Origin of the sequence: Mycolicibacterium duvalii (genome assembly GCF_010726645.1) — a bacterium.
GTDB lineage: Bacteria > Actinomycetota > Actinomycetes > Mycobacteriales > Mycobacteriaceae > Mycobacterium > Mycobacterium duvalii.
The window spans coordinates 5,091,313-5,110,184 of the sequence record NZ_AP022563.1 but is presented as its reverse complement, the minus strand read 5'-3'; the positions used below and the strand labels follow the sequence as shown (position 1 = coordinate 5,110,184).

The window sequence follows — 18,872 nt, the reverse complement described above, 5'->3', positions numbered from 1 at the left end:
GCAGTGAGTATTCATGCAGCTACCCACGCGGTGCAATGCCCAAAACTGCACCACGCGTCTGCAAAAATGCAGAGGTGTCCGTGCCTACCCGCCGTCCCAGCGCCGACGACTTGTTGGTGCTGCTGGCGGTCGGCCGCACGGGGCGCTACACCACGGCCGCCGACGAACTGGGTCTCAACCACACCACGATCAGCCGCCGGATCGCCGCACTCGAACGGGCGATGGGCGGCCGGGTGCTGGCCCGGGTGGGCGGTGGATGGGAACTCACCGATCTGGGCCGCGAGGCGCTGACCGCAGCCGAGGCGGTGGAGAGCGCGGTGCGCTCGCTGGCCACCGACGCGGCCGGTACGCGCGCACTCGAAGGTGTGGTGCGAATCTCGGCGACCGACGGCTTCTCCGCCTACATCGCCGCTCCGGCTGCGGCCGCGGTGCAGCGGGACCACCCCAAGGTCGCGGTGGAGGTCGTGGCCACCACCCGGCGCGCCACGCAACAGCGTTCCGGGATGGACATCGAGGTGGTCGTCGGCGAACCGAAGGTGCACCGGGCGCGGGCGCTGCGGCTAGGTGACTACTGCCTCGGGCTGTACGGCTCGCGCGACTACCTCGCCGCGCACAGCGCTCCGGTCGACGTCGCCGACCTGCACCGGTTTCCGCTGGTCTACTTCATCGATTCGATGCTGCAGGTCGATGATCTGGATCTGGCGACCAGCTTCGCGCCGGCGATGCGGGAATCGGTGACCTCCACCAACGTGTTCGTCCACGTCGAGGCGACCCGTGCGTCGGCCGGGCTGGGGCTGCTGCCCTGCTTCATGGCCGACCGGCACGCCGACCTGGTCCGGGTACTGCCCGACGCGGTGTCCATCCGGTTGACCTACTGGCTGGTGACACGCGCCGAGACGCTGCGCCGCCCCGAGGTGGCGGCGGTGGTGGACGCCATCCGCGCCCGCGTGCAGGACCAGCGCGACGTGCTCCTGGGCAGGCGCTGAGCAGTTGTCCCCAGCGCTTGTCCACAGTGTGGATGAATCACATCGATGTGATTAGTGCAGGTCAGTGCACGCCTTCCATCCGGCGACTGATCCACGGGGCGATGAGCAGAACGACGAGACCGGTGGCCACCGTCACCCCACCGAGAGTGCCGAAGTACGCGATCTCGCGAGTTGGGTCGTAGGCGCCGGCCAACACGCCCGACATCGCGGTCCCGAGACCGACCGAGAAGAAGTACAGCGCCATCATCTGGGCGCGGAACGCCTCCGGGGCCAGCTTGGTGGTCACCGACAGCCCGATCGGCGACAGCAGCAGCTCCGAGACCGCGAACACACCGAGGATCACCAGCACGAGCAACGCCGGTACCGCGTCGACGCCCGCCAGCGGGACGAAACAGAGGAAGGCCAGCCCCATCCCGATGACGCCGTAGGAGAACTTGCGCGGCGTGGTGGGCGCCCGGCTGCCCAGCCGGGTCCACATCGCCGCGAAGAGCGGCGACAGCGCGATGATCCAGATGGGTTCGATCGAGCCGATCCAGTTCGACGGCGCCACCCACCCGAAGATCGACCAGTTCATCCGCTCGTCGGAGTAGATCGCGAGCACGGTGAAGATCTGCTGGAACAACGACCAGAAGACCGCGTTGGCGATGAACAGCGGGATGAAGGCGCGCACTCGCTCTCGCTCTGCAGCGGTGACCGTGCCCGAGCGCAACATCACGACGAAGTAGGCCACCGACGCGGCGACGATCACCGCGGTGGTGATCTGCGACAGATTCTCCAGGGTCACCCACCGCAGGCCGATCGCGGCCGCGACGACGACCACCGCGGCACCGGCCACCCCGGCGGCCCTGCCGAGCGCGCTGCGCGGCAACGGGTTGGGCACCTCGCGCCCATGGGTGCCGAGGTTGCGCCGGAACACCACGTACTGGATCAGCCCGAGGGCCATGCCGACCGCAGCGGCACCGAAGCCGTAGTGGAAACCGACCCGGGTCTGCAACAGACCGGTGAGCAACGGCCCGGCGAACGCACCGAGGTTGATGCCGAGATAGAACAGGGTGAACCCGCCGTCCGCACGCGCGTCACCCTTGGCATAGAGCGTGCCGAGCAGCGATGAGGCATTCGCCTTGAGTGCGCCCGACCCGAGGGCGACGAAGACCAGCCCGATCCCGACGCCGGTCAGTCCGGGGAGTACCGCGAGCGCGATGTGGCCGATCATGACGACCACCCCGCCGTAGAACACCGTCCGTTCCATTCCGAGCAGCCGATCGGCGATCCACGCACCCAGCACCGTGGACAGATAGACCAGACCGCCGTAGGCCCCGACGATGCCGGTGGCGGTGGCCTGGGACAGCCCCAGACCGCCGTCGGTGGCGGTGTAGTACAGGTAGTAGCCCAGGATGGTGAGCATCCCGTAGAACGAGAACCGTTCCCAGAGTTCGACACCGAACAGGTTGGTCAACCCGATCGGGTGTCCGAAGAAGGTACGCGCGGGGCTCTGCTCGCGGGTCGTCACAGCGCCAGACTAGAGCCAGGTGTCTTCGCTGGCGACGGTGAGAAAGGCCTCCAGGTCGTTGCGCCAATCCGCCGGGGTGTTCTTCTCGGGCTCGATGCCGGTGTACTGCCCCTGGTAGAACAACAGCGGCCGGGGCTTGGTGTCGGGCACCTCCGACAGCGAGTGCACCGCGCCGAACACCACGAAGTGATCTCCGCCGTCGTGCACCGAGTCCACGGTGCAGTCGAGGTGGGCCAGGTTGCCCTCGATCACCGGGGAACCCAGTTCGGACGGCTTCCAGTCGATGCCGGCGAACTTGTCGGGCTCGCGGGAACCGAAGCGCGCCGAGACGTGCTGCTGGTTCTCGTGCAGGATGTTGACGCAGAACCGGCCGCTGGCCTCGATGGCCTGCCAGGACCGCGACTGCTTGGTCGGGCAGAACAGCACCAGCGGCGGATCCAGCGACAGCGCAGCGAACGACTGGCAGGCGAAACCCACCGGGGCGTCCTCATGAACGGTGGTGATCACCGTGATGCCGGTACAGAACTGGCCGAGCACATTGCGGAAGGTGCGCGGATCGATCGGGCTGCCCACGATGGCTAGCTCTTGAATCCCACGCTGAAATCGTGCCCCCACAGCGACACCGCGGTGCTCTCTCGCGCCACCCAGTTGTCGTCGTCGACTTCGAGTCCCTCGCAACCGAATTCGATGTCGAAGCCGCCGGGCGTCTTCATGTAGAACGACAGCATCTTGTCGTTGACGTGCCGGCCCAGCGTGGCCGCCATCTTGACGTTGCGGCGCAGTGCGCGGTCCAGGCACAGACCCACGTCGTCGGAGTTCTCCACCTCCACCATCAGGTGCACGATCCCGCTCGGGGTTTCGCCCGGCATGAACGCGAGGCTGTGGTGGCGCGGGTTGACGCCGAGGAAGCGCAGCCACGCCGGGGCTCCGTCGGCGGGTCGGCCGACCAGTTGCGGGGGCAGCCGCATCGAATCGCGCAGGCTGAATCCCAGCACGTCGCGGTAGAAGTGCAGGGTCTCGGTGTCGTCGCGGGTGGTCAGCACCACGTGCCCCAGTCCCTGCTCCTCGGTGACGAACTTGTGGCCGTACGGGCTGACCACGCGGCGGTGCTCGAGTGCGACGCCGTGGAAGACCTCCAGGGTATTGCCCGACGGGTCGTCGAAGACGATCATCTCGTCGACGCGGCGCTCAGCCAGCTCGGCGCCGGTGGCCTCCTTGTACGGCGTGCCGTGCACATCGAGGCTGTTGCGGATCTCCTGCAGCGCCGCGGCGTTGGCGGTCTCCCACCCCGAGCTGATCAGCCGGTCGCTGTCCCCGGGCACGATCACCAGCCGCGCCGGGAACTCGTCCATCCGCAGATACAGCGCGCCGTCAGTGCCGCCTTTGCCTTCCACCATGCCGAGCACCTTGAGCCCGTACTCGCGCCACGCCGCGACGTCGGTGGCCTCGATCCGCAGATATCCCAGTGATCGGATGGTCATGACTATGCCTCCAGAAGGAAGTCTGTGGTCAGCTTGTTGAACTCGTCGAACTTCTCCAGCTGCGCCCAGTGCCCGCACTGTCCAAACACGTGCAGTTGCACCCGCGGAATCTGCTTGAGCGCCACCAGCGCCCCGTCGAGCGGGTTCACGCGGTCCTCGCGGCCCCAGATCAGCAGTACCCGCTGGCGCAGCTTGTACACGTCGCGCCACATCATGCCCAGCTCGAAATCCGCACCTGCGAACGATTTCCCCATGGCTTTGGTGGCGGCCAGCGACTCCGGGGTGCTGGCGATCCGGAAGCGCTCCTCGACCAGTTCTTCAGTGATCAGGCTCTGATCGAAGACCATGATGCGCAGGAACTTCTCGATGTTCTCCCGGGTCGGTTCGGCCGCGAACCTGCCGAGCATCTTCACGCCCTCGGTCGGGTCGGGCGCGAACAGGTTGACGCTCAGGCCGCCGGGGCCCATCAGGACCAGCCGGCCGGCCCGCTTGGGGTTGTCCAGCGCGAAGCGCACCGCGGTGCCGCCACCAAGCGAATTACCCACCAGCGCAGCACGTTCGATACCGAGGTGATCGAACAGGTTCAGCAGTGCGGTCGCGCTGTAGCGGTTGTACTGCTCGTGCTCGGTGTGCTTGTCGGAGTGGCCGTAGCCCGGCTGATCGACAGCCAGCACGTGAAAACGCTGGGCCAGCACCGGGATATTGCGGCTGAAGTTCGACCAGCTCGACGCGCCGGGGCCACCGCCGTGCAGCAGCACCACGGTCTGCGTGTTGCCGACGCCGGCCTCGTGGTAGTGCAGCCGCATGTCGTCACGCACCTGCGCAAAGCGTGACGTCGACTCGAACGTGACCTCGGCCTGCTGCTCGGTCTCCTGGATGTAGGACGTCATACCATCGTGTCCTGCGGCGGCAGTCCGAACGCGTCGTTGCCGAAGATCAGGTACGCCCGCTCGGGCTCGTTGGCGGCGTGCACGCGCCCCGCGTGCGCGTCGCGCCAGAACCGCTGGACCGGCTGGTCCAGTCCGAGCGCGGTCGCGCCCGAGGCTTCGAACAGCAGGTCGATCGAGGCGATCGCGCGCGCGGTGGCGCGGACCTGGTCGCGGCGGGCGGCGGCGCGCAGCGAAAAGGGAATCTCCTTGCCGGCCTGCAACAGCTCGTACTCGTCGCGGACGTTGCCGATGAGCTGACGCCACCCGGCGTCGATGTCGCTGGCCGCCTCGGCGATCCGGATCTTGGCGAACGGGTCGTCCTTGGACTTCTCGCCCGCGAACGCCGCGCGCACGCGCTTGCCCTGATGCTCGACGTGCGCCTCGTAGGCGCCGTAGGCCATGCCCATGATGGGTGCACTGATCGTGGTGGGATGCATGGTGCCCCAGGGCATCTTGTAGACCGGCGCGGTGTTGTTCTGGTAGCCGCCCGCGGTGCCGTCGTTCATCGCGCGGTACGACAGGAAACGGTGCCGCGGCACGAACACGTCCTTGACGACCACGGTGTTGCTTCCGGTGGCCTTGAGGCCGACCACATTCCACACGTCGTCGATGGTGTAATCGGTGCGCGGGATCAGGAAGCTGCCGAAGTCCACCGGCTTGCCGTCCTTGATCACCGGGCCGCCGAGGAACGCCCAGGTGGCGTGGTCACATCCCGACGACCACTGCCAGGCCCCGCTGACCAGGTAACCGCCGTCGACGACGTGTCCGGCGCCCATCGGCGCGTACGAGCTCGAGACCCGCACCGTGGGGTCGTTACCCCAGACGTCGTCCTGGGCCTGCTGGTCGAAGAGGGCCAGATGCCAGTTGTGCACGCCGATGATCGACGACACCCAGCCGGTGGAGCCGCATGCGCTGGCGATGCGCCGCACGGCCTCGTAGAACAGCGTGGGGTCGCACTGCAGCCCACCCCACTGTTCGGGCTGGAGCAGTTTGAAGAAACCGACCTCGTCGAGTTCGGCGACGGTCTCGTCGGGCAGGCGGCGCAGCTCTTCGGCGGCCGGCGAGCGCTCGGCGATCCGCGGCAACAGGTCGTCGATACCGGCGAGAACCGTCTGCGCGTCGCGCTGTTGAATGGACGTCACTGGTGTGCCTCCCGAGGCGTGCGAAGTAACCTGTATGAGATTAGAACACGTTACGATTTGTGTCGAGTAGCGCTGTCCTGTGGCTGCTGGACCTGCGGACATGCATTTCTGTAACCTGTTCTAGTTATGACCGGCCGATGACGTGGAGGAAAGGGCCCATCTTGTGACGGACGTAGCCGCCGACGAGCCATTGGGCAGTCACGTTCTGGAGCTGGAGATCGCCCAGATCGTCGATGAGACGCCCGACGCGCGTTCTCTGGTGTTCAAGGCGCCGGCCGACGCGCCGGTCCCGGACGAGAAACTGCGCTACTCGCCCGGGCAGTTCCTGACCCTGCGTGTCCCCAGCGACCGGACGGGTTCGGTCGCGCGCTGCTACTCGCTGTGCAGCTCCCCGTTCACCGGCGACCCGTTGACCGTGACCGTCAAGCGCACCGCCGACGGCTACGCGTCGAACTGGCTGTGCGACAACGCCCACGCCGGCATGCGCCTGCATGTGCTGGCGCCGTCGGGCACCTTCGTCCCGAAGAATCTCGACTCCGATTTCCTGCTGCTGTCGGCCGGCAGCGGAATCACCCCGATGATGGCGATCCTGAAGTCGGCGCTGAGCGAGGGCACGGGCAAGATCACGCTGATCTACGCCAACCGCGACGAGAACTCGGTGATCTTCGCCGCCGCGCTGCGCGAACTGGCGGCCAAGTATCCCGACCGGCTGACCGCCGTGCACTGGCTGGAATCGGTGCAGGGGCTGCCGACGGTGTCCGGGCTGAGCGAACTGGTCGCGCCGTACACGGCGCGCGAGGCGTTCATCTGCGGGCCCGGACCGTTCATGGCCGCTGCCGAGGAAGCGCTCACCTCATCGGGAACAGCACCCGAGCGCATTCACATCGAGGTGTTCAAGTCGCTGGAGTCCGACCCGTTCGCCGCGGTCAAGGTGGAGCAGGACGACAGCGACGAAGGTCCCGCCACCGCCGTCGTCACCCTCGACGGCCAGACCCACGAAGTGACCTGGCCGCGGCGCGCCAAGCTGCTCGACGTGTTGCTCGACAAGGGTCTCGACGCACCGTTCTCCTGCCGGGAAGGCCACTGCGGCGCCTGCGCGGTGGTGAAGAAGTCCGGCGAGGTCGAGATGGAGATCAACGACGTGCTCGAACAGCAGGACCTCGACGAGGGACTGATCTTGGCCTGCCAGGCGCACCCGTGCTCCGATTCGGTCGAAGTCACCTACGACGAGTAGCGAAGGACTACCTTCTTGACGATGAAGCGGCTCGCAGCGGCAGGTGCCGCCGCCCTGTTGACGATGGCGCTGGCCCAGCCCGCATCGGCCGGGGCGGCGTCCAATTCGGCGGTCACCTCGATCCCGGTCGACGGCGCGACCTCGATCGAGATGCACGTCAACGCCAACTGTGTGCCGGCCGAGAACAAGTGCTACTTCGACACCGCAGCGAACCTGCTGACGCCGACCGGACCGATCGGATTCCCGCAGGACACCTGGGCGCGCCAGACCATCACACTGCGTAGCGACGAGCGCAGCGTATGGCAGGAGGCCTGGTACAGCGCCCCGGCCGGGGTACCGCGAGAACTCAAGGGCGCCAACCACAACAACGTGCTGTCGAAGATGTACAAGGCACTCAACAACGTCGAGATCTCGGTGACGTACTTCGGCGGCGGACCACTGGAACGGTTCCGGGTCGACGGCGACTCGATGCCGACCGTGTGGGCCACCGGCCTCCCCGCCACCGAGGCCGACTTCCTGGCCTGCTCGCAGATCCAGGTGGTCTACGGCGGGGTGAACCTGACCACCCCGACCGCCTGCGCGCAGACACGCTTCTAGCTAGCGCGGCAGGCCCAGCAACCGCTCCCCCGCCATGGTGAGCAGAATCTGCTCGGTGCCGCCGGCGATCGTCAGGCAGCGGGTGTTGAGGAAGTCGTGCACCTGTTGGTTGACCACCACACCGGCCCCGTCGGACAGGTCCATCCGGAACTCGGCCAGACCCTGGCGGTACCGCACGCCGATCAGCTTGCGGGCGCTGGCTTGCGCTCCCGGATCCTGCCCCTCGACGGCCAGCTGCGCGATGCGCTGATCCAGCAGCGAGCCCACCTGCGCCAGCCCGATCAGCGTGCCGAGGCGATCCTGTTGCGCCGCATCGATTCCCGCGTCGGCGACCACATGCAGAAGCTCCTCCATCGGGTTGCCCAGCGCGGTGCCGTTGGCCATCGCGACGCGCTCGTTGGCCAGCGTGGTGCGCGCCAGCCGCCACCCGTCATTGACCTGGCCGACCACCATCTCGTCCGGCACGAAGACGTCGTCGAAGAACACCTCGTTGAACAGTTCGTCGCCGGTGATCTCGCGCAGCGGCCGGATCACGATGCCCGGTGACCGCATGTCGATCAGGAAATACGTGATGCCCTTATGTTTTGGAGCGCTTGGGTCCGTCCTGGCCAGGCACACGCCCCAGTGCGCCTGCTGTGCGGCTGAGGTCCACACCTTCTGGCCGGTGAGCTTGAAGCCCCCATCCACACGAACGGCCTTGGTGCGCAATGCCGCGAGATCCGAGCCGGCGCCCGGTTCGCTGAACAGCTGGCACCATCTCAGCTCGCCGCGCAGGGTCGCCGGCACGAACTTCTCGACCTGCTCAGCGCTGCCGTGCTCGAGAATCGTCGGCACCGCCCACCAGCCGATGACCAGATCGGGCCGGGTCACGTCGGCAGCGGCCAGTTCCTGGTCGATCAGCAGTTGCTCGGCCGGCCCGGCCGCCCGGCCGTATGGGCGCGGCCAGTGCGGTGCCAGCAGACCCGTCTCGGCCAGCGCGACCTGCCGCTGGTCCTGCGGCGCGGCCACCACCTCGGCCACCGCCGCCGCGATCTCGGGCCGCAGGTCGGCCACCGAATCGAGGTCGATGTGCAACTCGCGGCGCACACCCTGCTGGGTCAACTGCACCACCCGGCGCAGCCACCGGGACCGACCGCCGAGGAACTGCGCGATGCCGTAGGCACGCCGCAGGTACAGGTGCGCGTCGTGTTCCCAAGTGATGCCGATTCCACCGAGCACCTGAATGCAGTCCTTGGCGTTGGCCTTCGCGGCCTCGATGCCCACGGAAGCGGCCAGCGCGGCGGCGATGGACAGCTGGTCGGCATCGTCGCCCGCGGCGGCGGTGGCCGCGTCGGCAGCGGCGACCGAGGCCTGTTCGGAGCGCAGCAGCATCTCCGCGCACATGTGCTTGATGGCTTGGAAGCTACCGATCGGCTTGCCGAACTGTTCGCGCACCTTCGCGTAGTCGGTGGCGGTCTGCAACAGCCGGCGCGCCAGGCCGGCCGCCTCGGCGGCCATCAGCGTCACCGCCAGGTCGACGATGCGCTGAGCAGACACGTCGATCACCGCGGCGGCGGCGCCGTCGAAGGTCACCTTTGCCAGCGGCCGGGAGAAGTCGGTCGCCGTCAGTGCTTCGACGGTCACCCCGTCGGCATTCGCGTCGACCAGCACCCAGCGGTCGCCGGCGGGCATCAGCAGCACGGCGGTCGCGTCCGCGCCGAGTACGTACGGCGCGGTTCCCGACACCCGGCCGTCGACGCAGTCGAGCTCAGCTGTCAACGTCATCCCGGCGGTGCGCTCACCGGCAACCAGCGCCCCGACGAGCTCAGGGTCGGCGTCGCCCAGCACCAGGGTGGCCAGCGCCGTCGTGGCCACCGGCCCCGGCGCCAGTGCCGCGGCCGCTTCGTCGACCATGGCGCACAGGTCGCCGATCGAGCCGTCGGCACCGCCGAGTTGCTCCGGGAGCGCGACACCGAAAATCCCGAGTTCGGCCAGACCGCGGTATGAACTGCGCCACGCATCGGGGCTGCCCTGCTCGACCTCGCGGGCCGCCTCGATGCCGCCCGAACCGCTTGCCCAGCTCCGGACCAGTTCACGCGCCGCGGCCTGTTCGTCGGTGATGCTCGCCGAGGAAGATACCGACACCGTGACTCCTAGCGTTTGGGGGAGAAGACGGTGCTTCTCACTAGAACGTGTTCTAATAGTGCCAGCGCTCGACAGTCAAGTCGACCGCCGTTGCAGCAGCGCACGCCGCGAATCGAGTGAGGAGCCGCAGGTCGCATGTCCGGGACGTCTGAGTCAGCGAAGGTGTCGCCGACGCCTGCGCGCGAGTCCGCCGGCTCCGAGTCCGACTCGCGGCCACGGCAGGTGATGAACGTCGCGGTGCTGGCCGAGTCGGAGTTGGGTTCGGAAGCGCAGCGGGAGCGCCGCAAGCGCATCCTGGACGCCACGCTGGCGATCGCCTCCAAGGGTGGCTACGAGGCGGTTCAGATGCGCGCGGTGGCCGAACGCGCCGATGTCGCGGTCGGCACCCTGTACCGCTATTTCCCGTCCAAGGTTCACCTGCTGGTCTCCGCGCTCGGACGGGAGTTCGAACGTATCGACGCCAAGACCGACCGGTCGGCATTCCCGGCCGGCGCCACCGCCTATCAGCGGCTCAACATCATGGTCGGCAAACTCAACCGCGCGATGCAGCGCAACCCGCTGCTGACCGAGGCGATGACGCGCGCGTTCGTGTTCGCCGACGCATCGGCGGCCGGCGAGGTCGACCATGTCGGCAAGCTGATGGACTCGATGTTCGCGCGCGCGATGAGCGATGGCGAGCCGACGGAGGACCAGTACCACATCGCCCGGGTGATCTCCGATGTCTGGCTGAGCAATCTACTGGCCTGGCTGACCCGCCGGGCGTCGGCCACCGACGTCGCCAAGCGGCTCGACCTGGCCGTGCGCCTGCTCATCGGAGACGGCGAGCAGCCCAAGATCTGACGGTGCGCAGCTGCCCGCTAGGCCGGCGGACCTGCAGTCCGGCCGCGCACCACTTCGGTGGTCAACACCTCGACGACCGGGACTCCCGACCGTAGGTGCAGCAGTTCGCCTGCCCGTCTGCCCTTGTCGACACTGGGCTGCACGACCGTCGTCAGGCCGCGGCGCAACGCCTCCGGCACGCCGTCGAATCCGGTGACGGTCATCTGGCCCGGCACGTAGATGCCGCGTGCCCGCAGGTGGTCCATCGCCGAGAGCGCCAGTACGTCGGCGGTGCACATCAACGCCGTCAGGTTCGCGTTGGACCGCAGCGCGACCTCTGCCGCGGCGCCGCCGGAGGCCGGCCCGTGGTCGTAGCTCTCGACGATGGTCAGCGCACCCGGATCCAGACCCGCGGCGGCCATCGCGTCGCACACCCCACCGATCCGTTCGGCCTGCACCCCGAACGCGGGATTGCGCAGCCGGCCGGTGTCGGCCAGCGCCGGGCCGGGGCCGCCCGGTGGCCGAGCGCGATCCAATCGCATTGTCAGCAGCGCGATCTCACGATGCCCCAGCTCGATCACGTACTCCGCCAGAGCGCGCATCGCGGCTCGGTCGTCGATACCCACCCACGACGCGCCCGCGACGCCCTTGGGTTGGTCGACCACGACCACCGGCAGCTGACGCTGCAATACCGAGGGCAGGTAGGGGTCGTCGTCGGAGGCCGAGTAGACGACGAATCCGTCGACGCCGGCGGCCAGCACCGCCGCCGAGCCCTCGCTGACGCTGCGGTTCGGTCCGACCGCGACCAGGAGTAGGCCCTGCCCGGCCGCCTCGCACGATTCGGCCAGTCCTGCAACGAAATCCAACGCTGCCGGGTCACTGAAGCTGTAGTTCAACGGCTCGGTGGTCAGCAGGCCGACCGCCCCGGCTCTGCGGGTCCGCAGCGAGCGCGCCACCGGGTCGGGGCCGGGGTAGCCGAGCCGCTTGGCCGTCGAGAGCACCCGCTCGCGCAACTCCGCCGACAGCTGGTCGGGGCGGTTGTAGGCGTTGGAGACCGTGGTCCGCGAGATCTTGAGCTCGGCGGCCAACGAAGCCAAGGTGGCCCGCCGGCGCGGCGTGGGACTCCTGGGCATGCTCCCGGAGGCTAGCGCACACCGTCGGCAGTGTGGGTTGCGGTCTACGCCGTCAACACCCGATCGGCGGATGACCGCTCACGGCGGAGGACCCACACCACAGCCCACACGCCGCATGCGATGGTGACGATGACGAAACTGGGCGGTGCGTTGAAGATTGCCGACAACGCCAGCCCCAGCCACACTGCGAGCAGGCTGATCGCCGTCGAGACCGCGATGGCCAGCGCCGGGCGCGGAGTCAGCATGATCGCCGCTGCAGCGGGCGTGACCACCAGCGCGAAGAGCAGTAGGGTGCCGACCGCCTGCACGGCCATCGTGACCGTGAGGCCCAACAGGACCATGAAGATGATGGACAGTCCCCGCACCGGGACGCCGCGCGCCTCGGCGACTTGAGCGTTGACCGACGTGAAGAGCAGCGGTCGGTAGATCACGGCGATGCTCACGGCCAGCACGGCAAGCAACACCGTAAACGACACGATTTGTTCGTCGGTGATCGCGAGCAGGTTCCCGAACAGGATGTTGGTCATCGTGCTGGAACTACGCGTGGCCAGGGAGTTGAACAAGAGGCCCAGTGCCGTGGCCATCGCCAGCACGGTGCCGGTGGCGACCTCTCGGTCCCCGGCGCGGCGTCCGAGGGCACCTATGACCAGGGCGCCGCCGACGCAGAAGATGCCCAACCCGATCGCGACCGGCATGCCGACCAGCACGGCACCGGTGGCGCCGGGCAGTCCGATGTGGGCGAGTGCGTGCGCGGCGAACGAGGTGCTGCGGACCACCACGAAGTAGCCGATCAGTCCGGCGGCCACCGCGACGATGGTGCCGCCGATCAACGCGTTGCGCATGAAGCTCGACGAGAGAATCTGCCACCAGTTCTCCTGGTAGCCCAGAGCTACGAGCGTCGTCGTCATGAGGACCGCCGAACGTACAGCTCACCCTGCGGCGTGTGAACGACATCGACCTGTGTGCCGTACAGGTGGGTGAGCAGGGTGGCGTCCACAACACCCTCCACCGAGTCATAGTGGGCATGCCCGTCGAGCAGGTAGACCGCCCCGGTCAAGATCGGCAGAAGCGGGTTCAGGTCGTGGGCGACGAGCAGGACGGTGACGTCGAAGTCACGGTTGACCCGTTGCACCAGGCTGACCAGTTCCTGCTGGCTCTTGAGGTCCAGGGACGCCAAGGGCTCATCGAGGATCACCATCCGCGGGTGGCCGACCAGCGCCTCGGCGAGGGCCACCCGCTGACGCTGACCGCCCGACAACTGCGACAGGCGCCGGTCGGCGAACGCGGTGGCGGCGACGGCTTCGAGCGCCTCGTCGACGCGCCGGCGGTCGGCCCGCGACGTGCGGCCGAAGCCCCAGCGGTGGCCGTTCAGACCGAGCATCACCGCGTCGCGCGCCCGAATCGCCTCGCCGACGGTAGCCGCGTAGTTCTGCGGGACGTAGCCGATCTGGTCGTTGGCCGTGCCGGGCGGCTGACCGAACACCTCCACACGGCCGGTGGCACACGGCATCAGACCGAGGACGACCTGAAGCAGGGTGGTTTTGCCGGAGCCGTTCGTTCCGATGACGGCGACCACCGCGCCGGCGGGGATGTCGAATGTCGCTTCCGACCATACGGTGCGGCCGCCGCGGACAACGCTGACGTCATTGAACGCCAGGGCTGTCTCAGTCTGAGACACCCAACGCCCCGGCGAGCGATCTGAGTTGGCTCATCTGCCACGTCTGGAACGATTCGGCATCGGGGGGAAGCGTTTCGGTGACCTCGACCACCGGAACCCCCGCATCCTCAGCGGCACTGCGGATCTGTTCCGGCACCGAGCCTTCGGTCTGAGTGTTGTAGATCAACACATCGACACCCCTGTCCCCGAGCAGTCGCAGGAACGCGTCGAGATCGGCGGGCGATGGTTCTGTCTCGTTGGCCGACGCCGCCTGATAGCCCTCGGGCGTCCGGTTCTGCAGACCGACCGCAGCCGCCATGTCGTCGAACACGCTCTCCGTGGCAGCATAGGTCTTTCCGGATGCGCCTGCCTTGATCGAGGCGATCTGCTCGTCATACGACGTCAGCGAGGCCGCGAATGCGGACCGGCGTTCGCCGAAGTAGTCCGCCGCCTCCGGCGAGAGTCGTTTCAGCTCTGCGGTGACGTTGTCCGCGACGGCGGTCACGGCACCCGGGTCGTACCAGACGTGGGGGTTGGTGTCCCCGGCGTGGTCGTGGCCATCGTCGGGGCCATGCTCATGGCCGTGGTCCTGGTCACCGAGGCCACTGGCTTCCAGCGCGTTGACCACGGGCGCATCAGGGGCCGACGTGGCCGCCAGCTTCACCGCCCACTCGTCGTAATGGCCGCCGTTGAGGACGACCAGTTGCGCTGCTTCGAACAGCGCGGCATCGCGGGGCGCGGGTTCGAAGTCATGGGGGTCCACCGACGAACTGGCGACGATCGTGGTCACCGTCGCGCACTGGCCGCCCAGCTGGGAGACGATGTCGCCCCACTGGTCGACGCTCACGACGACCTTGACCGGTGCCGCCGGACAGTCGCTGCTCGTTGGCGGAGGTGCCGAGGTGGCGCCCTCGTCGGCCGCCGAGCATGCGGACAGTGCGAACGGGAGGGTGAGCAGTGCACCGGCGGCGAGCCGACGGAGTCGTACACGAGCGGAGATCACCCGATAACGATAACCGTTTGCAATAGCTTGAGCACATCTCGTGTCGCTTGATGCGTCACGTCCTCCGCCCGTGGACCGAACCGGACGACCGTCCCACATTCAGCGCTCAGTGGTGGTGATGTCCGACTGCGCCGCTGACCTCGTTGGGGGTCTGCTCCAGCGTCGCCGACGCGGTGACCGTCCCGGCCTGCACGTCGACCAGGTGAATCTGCCTGGTGGCCGGATCCGCCACATAGACCGCGTCGTCACGGCTGAACGCGGTCGGGCGAGGGTCCTGCCAGTCGTCCGGTTCGGTCCACGGGCCGGTGACATCGACGGTTTTGATCGTGTCTCCGGTCACCGGGTCGAACACGTAGAGCCTGCCGTCTGTCCCCAGGATCAGGGCCTCCGCCTGCGGACCGCGGGCCAGCGACCGGAACGAGTAGCTCACCGACGCGGGCAGGTCGACGATGTTCAGCGTGTCGGTGGTCGTGTCGATCAGCGAGAACTGCTCTGGACGTTCCAGTTCAGCGTCCTCGTCGATCTTCATATCCCCCAAAGCCACCGGAGAATCACTATGTCCCTTGATGTTTCCGATGCGGCCGTAGGGTGTGGGGCTGGGCACTTTGGTGAACTGTCCACCCGCGTAGATGAGTGCTCCGTTCTCGCAGCCGAGGACGACCGCTTCGTCCGCGACCACTGTTTCACCATGCAGTCCGGGACAGTCGTCGTTGCGAGCGATCTCGCGGTCTCCCTGCAGCGCAACCGCGCCCGTACGGCTCTCGGGATCACCGAGGCTGTGCACCAGCGTGCCGTCGGACAGGACCACGGCGACACCGTGGTGGGGCTGCGGCGTGGTGAACTTCTCGGTCTCGGGCATGCCGTCACCCAGATCGTGTGGGTCGAACGCGGTGATCTCGCCGCTGCCGTCGGCGAACAACACCGTGCGTTCACCGTGCGCGACCACGTGACCGGCCTCAGCCGCGGGGAACGTGTCGTCGGTCAACTGGCCCTTGCCGGCATCCAGGATTCGGAAGCCCTCGTCGGTGGTGACCAGCACATGCGACTCGTCACCTGCCGGGTTGACCCGCAGAAATCCGTCGAGGGGAATATCCTCCCGCACTTCGAGGGTCGCACCATCCAGGACATACAGACCGCCGTCGTATGTGACCACCAGGGGCTCCTCGAAGCTGACCCCCTCGGCGGGGGTCTCGGTCGCCGGACCGGTGCCGTCGGCGGTCTCGTTGTCGCCCCCGCACGCCACCAGGAGTGCGGCGGTGCACGACAGTGCTCCGACGCGGTACAGCCACCGCGTACTTTTCATGGTTGCTCCCTTCCGAAGCTGCTGTCTGCGCTCATCGCAGACCGCTGACTATGGCGTCGGTGTTCGCGCGCATCATGTCCAGATACGTCGCGCCCGGCGTGCCCGGTGGACCGAGCGATTCGCTGTAGAGCGCGACGATGCGGACATCGATGCCCGCGTCGTCGGCAAGCACCCGCGCCAGGCGCTCGGGCTGCGAGGAGTCGACAAAGATCGCGGGGACGCGCGCCGACCTGATGGCCCCCACCAAGGACTGCAAGTCAGAGGGGCTCGGCGCGGCCAGCGTGGTACCGCTGGGAACGATCGCACCGATCACGGTGAAATCGAATCGCTGCGCCAGATAACCGAGTACGTGGTGATTGGTCACCAGCTTGCGCCGCTCGGCGGGGATCGTGTCGAAGCCTGCCGCCATGGATCGGCCGAGTTCGTCGAGCTGCTTGCGGTAGGCGTCGGCGTGCGAAGTCACATCTCCCGCGTCGACACCTCCGACGTCGCGCAGGATCGCCTCCTCGATGACATCGACGGCGGTGATCATCCGGTGCGGGTCGGTCCAGAAGTGCGGATCCGGCGCACCGGCGGTGCCGCCCTCCGCGTACTGGATCGGGTCGATGTGCGCGCCGACGGCCAGCGTCGGAACACCCTGAGCTGCCGCGCTTTGCACGTTGCGGGCGATGTTCTCCTCCAGACCCAGACCATTGGAGATGATCAGCCCCGCCTCCGACATCGCTGCAGCGTCCTGCGCGGAGAGGCCGAACGAGTGCGGATCGGCGTTCGGCTGCATCAGGACGCGTACGGACGCAGCGTCGCCGACGATGTTGCGAACGACGTCACCGAGGATGTTGGTGGTGACGATGATCTCCGTACCGGCACCGGTGTTGCCGCCACATGCGGTGACCAACCCAGCGATCAGCGCGACGATCCAGACCTGCGGCGAACGATTCACCGTCCCGTCTCCACCATCAGTCCTGGCGCGACCTCGGTGTGCAGGGTGCGTGCGATGCGTAGTCCGTCCGCATAGTCCACCTCGTAGACGACCTGTTCGGCGGCGTTGTTCACATAGGCCCGGTCAGAGTCGATGTCGACCACCGGCTGCGGCCCCGCGGCAGGAACGGCGCCGGGGAACAGAGGCACCCGCGCCGTCTCGGTACGGGAATCGACGTCGAACAAGCTCAACGTGCCGTCGCGGTGTAGCACCAGGACGGTTCCGTCACCGCCCGTGTTGGCCGCTACCGCGCCGGGCGCCGGGATGACCGTCCACGCGCGCTGCCGACTGTCGAGCACCCAGACCGTTCCGTCGGACACACCGGCGAACACGTCTGCGCGATCCCGGTGCTGTATCCGTTGTGGCCGCTCCGGCGGGGCATCCGGCGGGAACGGCATCGCCGTCACCGTGAGATCTCCGGCCCCACCGGTTATCCGCACCGCTCCGGTGCCGCAGCCGAACACCACGGCACGCCGCGTCGGCCTCGACCAGGATGGGTCGGGACAATCACCAGCGAGATCCGTTGCGCCGCTGCCATCGACGACCTGCAAGCGACCCGTCCGGGCCACCGTGACAACCCGGGTCCCGTACGGAACCGCGGCAACGACGTCGTCGCCGATGTTCAGGCCGACCGGGGCTTCGACCGAGCGGCGACCCAGTTCCTCCCGGTCGAGCAATCGCACTGCACCGCCGTCGGTTTCGACGACCACAGTGGAGTTGCTCGCGCCCACCGAGGTGACTGCGGCGTCGAGTCTGCCGACTTCGCCGATGTCGCTCGCGAAGTAGTGATAGTGATCGCCGTGGTCGAACGTCCAAGCGCCGGCGTCGATGATGGTCGTGCTCTGGCCCGTGCGAAGATAGGCGAATCGGCCGTCACCGGCGATCTCGTCCACGGCCCCGAACGAGCCGACGCGCGTCTCGGCTTCGTCGATCGCATCGTAGACTGCGGTGTCCCCGGTTTCCGGGTCGACCAGCACCAGCCTCGTCAGCGCACCGTCGAGCTCCCGGGCGCCTTCTACCACGACCTCATCTTCGCCCGCGCCGAGCGACTGCACCGGGGGCGAAGAGGCACCGTCGCTGGCACATCCCACTGCGACGCCGAGCGAAAGCGCGGCCACTGCAGTGCGTTTGAGCATCGTTGCGTTGGCGAGCTGCCGGACCAGCGTCGAGACGAAGAAGATCAGGACCGCGACTCCCGCGATGGTCGCACCACCCGCGGTCCCGGCGTGCCACGAGAGCAGGAGGCCCAGGTAAACAGCAGCCGAACCGATCATCGCGGCGAGCACCATCACCGTCGGAATCGATCGAGCCCAGGCCAGGGCAGTCGCCGGTGGCGCGACCAGTAGTCCCAGCACCAGCAGAGTCCCGACGACGTGAAACGAAGCCACCATGGCCACGGCCATCAGCACCGTCAGCGCGGAAATGGCCAGCTGCGGACGGAGTCCGAGAGTGGTGGCTTTGCGCGGGTCGAAGGTGACCGCGACAAACGCACGGTGGCCGAGAGCCGCAGCCGCTGCGGTAACCGCCAGGGCTCCGGCCAGCACAACCAAATCTGCTGCCCTCACGGCGAATACATCGCCGAACAGGAATCCGGTGAGATCGACCGCGAAGCCCTGCGAACGCGAGACGATGATGACCCCCAGGGCGAGCATGCCCACCAGCAGCAGCCCAATGCTGGTATCCGAGGACAGCTTCGACGAACGCCCGATGGCCGCGATACCGACGGCCATGGCCAATGCCGCGATCATCCCGCCGACCATCAGGCTGACACCCAGCAGAGCCGCGACGGCGACACCCGGCAACATGCCGTGCGTCATCGCCTCGCCGAGGAACACACTGCCACGCAGCACGATCCAGCAGCCCACCAGCGCGCACAGGCACGCGGCGACGACGCCGGCGACGAGTGCCCTGGTGACCACCTCCGCCTCGAACGGCGCCGTCCACCAGTCAAGGGTCATGACGTACACTTCTATCA

General features: G+C 67.7%; 17 protein-coding genes. 4 read left to right on the top strand and 13 right to left on the bottom strand.

The genetic code is table 11. From position 1 onward, the window contains the following. Positions 1–35: 35 nt before the first annotated feature. Positions 36–986: a LysR family transcriptional regulator gene (locus G6N31_RS24245; protein ID WP_098004990.1), complete on the top strand. Its 951-nt coding sequence runs from the start codon at positions 36–38 to the stop codon at positions 984–986. Positions 987–1,047: 61 nt separating this feature from the next. On the opposite strand, the gene G6N31_RS24240 is transcribed toward G6N31_RS24245, so the two are convergent. The 5 genes from G6N31_RS24240 to hsaA are packed head-to-tail and all read right to left on the bottom strand — an operon-like array spanning position 1,048 to position 6,048. Next, positions 1,048–2,496 (bottom strand): peptide MFS transporter, encoded by a 1,449-nt coding sequence (locus G6N31_RS24240; RefSeq protein ID WP_098004991.1) that lies wholly within the window; start codon positions 2,494–2,496, stop codon positions 1,048–1,050. Between the two features lie 9 nt (positions 2,497–2,505). Continuing rightward, complete coding sequence (gene hsaB, locus G6N31_RS24235) at positions 2,506–3,069, bottom strand: 3-hydroxy-9,10-secoandrosta-1,3,5(10)-triene-9,17-dione monooxygenase reductase subunit (RefSeq protein ID WP_098004992.1); 564 nt, start codon at positions 3,067–3,069, stop codon at positions 2,506–2,508. Between the two features lie 5 nt (positions 3,070–3,074). Beyond that, positions 3,075–3,977, bottom strand: a complete 903-nt coding sequence (hsaC, locus tag G6N31_RS24230; protein ID WP_098004993.1) for an iron-dependent extradiol dioxygenase HsaC — start codon at positions 3,975–3,977, stop codon at positions 3,075–3,077. A gap of 2 nt (positions 3,978–3,979) precedes the next feature. Further along, on the bottom strand, positions 3,980–4,867 hold the full coding sequence (hsaD, locus tag G6N31_RS24225; RefSeq protein ID WP_098004994.1) for a 4,5:9,10-diseco-3-hydroxy-5,9,17-trioxoandrosta-1(10),2-diene-4-oate hydrolase: 888 nt from the start codon (positions 4,865–4,867) through the stop codon (positions 3,980–3,982). Beyond that, positions 4,864–6,048: a 3-hydroxy-9,10-secoandrosta-1,3,5(10)-triene-9,17-dione monooxygenase oxygenase subunit gene (gene hsaA / locus G6N31_RS24220; RefSeq protein WP_098004995.1), complete on the bottom strand. Its 1,185-nt coding sequence runs from the start codon at positions 6,046–6,048 to the stop codon at positions 4,864–4,866. The genes hsaD and hsaA overlap by 4 nt, the downstream gene beginning before the upstream one ends. A gap of 163 nt (positions 6,049–6,211) precedes the next feature. Between hsaA and G6N31_RS24215 the strand changes: the two genes are divergently transcribed. Continuing rightward, positions 6,212–7,282, top strand: a complete 1,071-nt coding sequence (locus tag G6N31_RS24215; RefSeq protein ID WP_098004996.1) for a ferredoxin--NADP reductase — start codon at positions 6,212–6,214, stop codon at positions 7,280–7,282. Positions 7,283–7,303: 21 nt separating this feature from the next. Then, positions 7,304–7,879, top strand: a complete 576-nt coding sequence (locus G6N31_RS24210) for a hypothetical protein (RefSeq protein WP_098004997.1) — start codon at positions 7,304–7,306, stop codon at positions 7,877–7,879. Here G6N31_RS24210 and G6N31_RS24205 read toward each other — a convergent pair whose 3' ends face one another. Then, the gene (locus tag G6N31_RS24205) at positions 7,880–10,003 is read right to left on the bottom strand and encodes an acyl-CoA dehydrogenase family protein (RefSeq protein ID WP_098004998.1); all 2,124 of its coding nucleotides are present in this window, start codon (positions 10,001–10,003) and stop codon (positions 7,880–7,882) included. A 135-nt stretch (positions 10,004–10,138) separates the two neighbouring features. Between G6N31_RS24205 and kstR the strand changes: the two genes are divergently transcribed. After that, complete coding sequence (gene kstR, locus G6N31_RS24200) at positions 10,139–10,843, top strand: cholesterol catabolism transcriptional regulator KstR (RefSeq protein WP_098004999.1); 705 nt, start codon at positions 10,139–10,141, stop codon at positions 10,841–10,843. Positions 10,844–10,860: 17 nt separating this feature from the next. Here kstR and G6N31_RS24195 read toward each other — a convergent pair whose 3' ends face one another. The 7 genes from G6N31_RS24195 to aztB all read right to left on the bottom strand — a co-directional run bounded on the left by G6N31_RS24195 (position 10,861) and on the right by aztB (position 18,855). Then, positions 10,861–11,955: an Rv3575c family transcriptional regulator gene (locus G6N31_RS24195; protein WP_098005000.1), complete on the bottom strand. Its 1,095-nt coding sequence runs from the start codon at positions 11,953–11,955 to the stop codon at positions 10,861–10,863. Positions 11,956–11,999: 44 nt separating this feature from the next. Further along, positions 12,000–12,863 (bottom strand): metal ABC transporter permease, encoded by an 864-nt coding sequence (locus G6N31_RS24190; protein WP_098005001.1) that lies wholly within the window; start codon positions 12,861–12,863, stop codon positions 12,000–12,002. Beyond that, complete coding sequence (locus G6N31_RS24185) at positions 12,860–13,633, bottom strand: metal ABC transporter ATP-binding protein (protein ID WP_098005002.1); 774 nt, start codon at positions 13,631–13,633, stop codon at positions 12,860–12,862. Before G6N31_RS24185 ends, G6N31_RS24190 begins: the two co-directional genes overlap by 4 nt. Then, positions 13,620–14,549 carry a metal ABC transporter solute-binding protein, Zn/Mn family gene (locus G6N31_RS24180; RefSeq protein ID WP_234815435.1) on the bottom strand — a complete coding sequence of 310 codons (930 nt, stop codon included), beginning with the start codon at positions 14,547–14,549 and terminating at the stop codon, positions 13,620–13,622. The genes G6N31_RS24185 and G6N31_RS24180 overlap by 14 nt, the downstream gene beginning before the upstream one ends. Before the next feature lie 172 nt (positions 14,550–14,721). Beyond that, complete coding sequence (aztD, locus tag G6N31_RS24175; RefSeq protein WP_098005004.1) at positions 14,722–15,918, bottom strand: zinc metallochaperone AztD; 1,197 nt, start codon at positions 15,916–15,918, stop codon at positions 14,722–14,724. Positions 15,919–15,949: 31 nt separating this feature from the next. After that, positions 15,950–16,858, bottom strand: coding sequence for a zinc ABC transporter substrate-binding protein AztC (gene aztC / locus G6N31_RS24170; RefSeq protein ID WP_234815433.1), 909 nt, complete (start codon positions 16,856–16,858; stop codon positions 15,950–15,952). Next, complete coding sequence (gene aztB, locus G6N31_RS24165) at positions 16,855–18,855, bottom strand: zinc ABC transporter permease AztB (protein ID WP_098005048.1); 2,001 nt, start codon at positions 18,853–18,855, stop codon at positions 16,855–16,857. Before aztB ends, aztC begins: the two co-directional genes overlap by 4 nt. Positions 18,856–18,872: the final 17 nt, after the last annotated feature.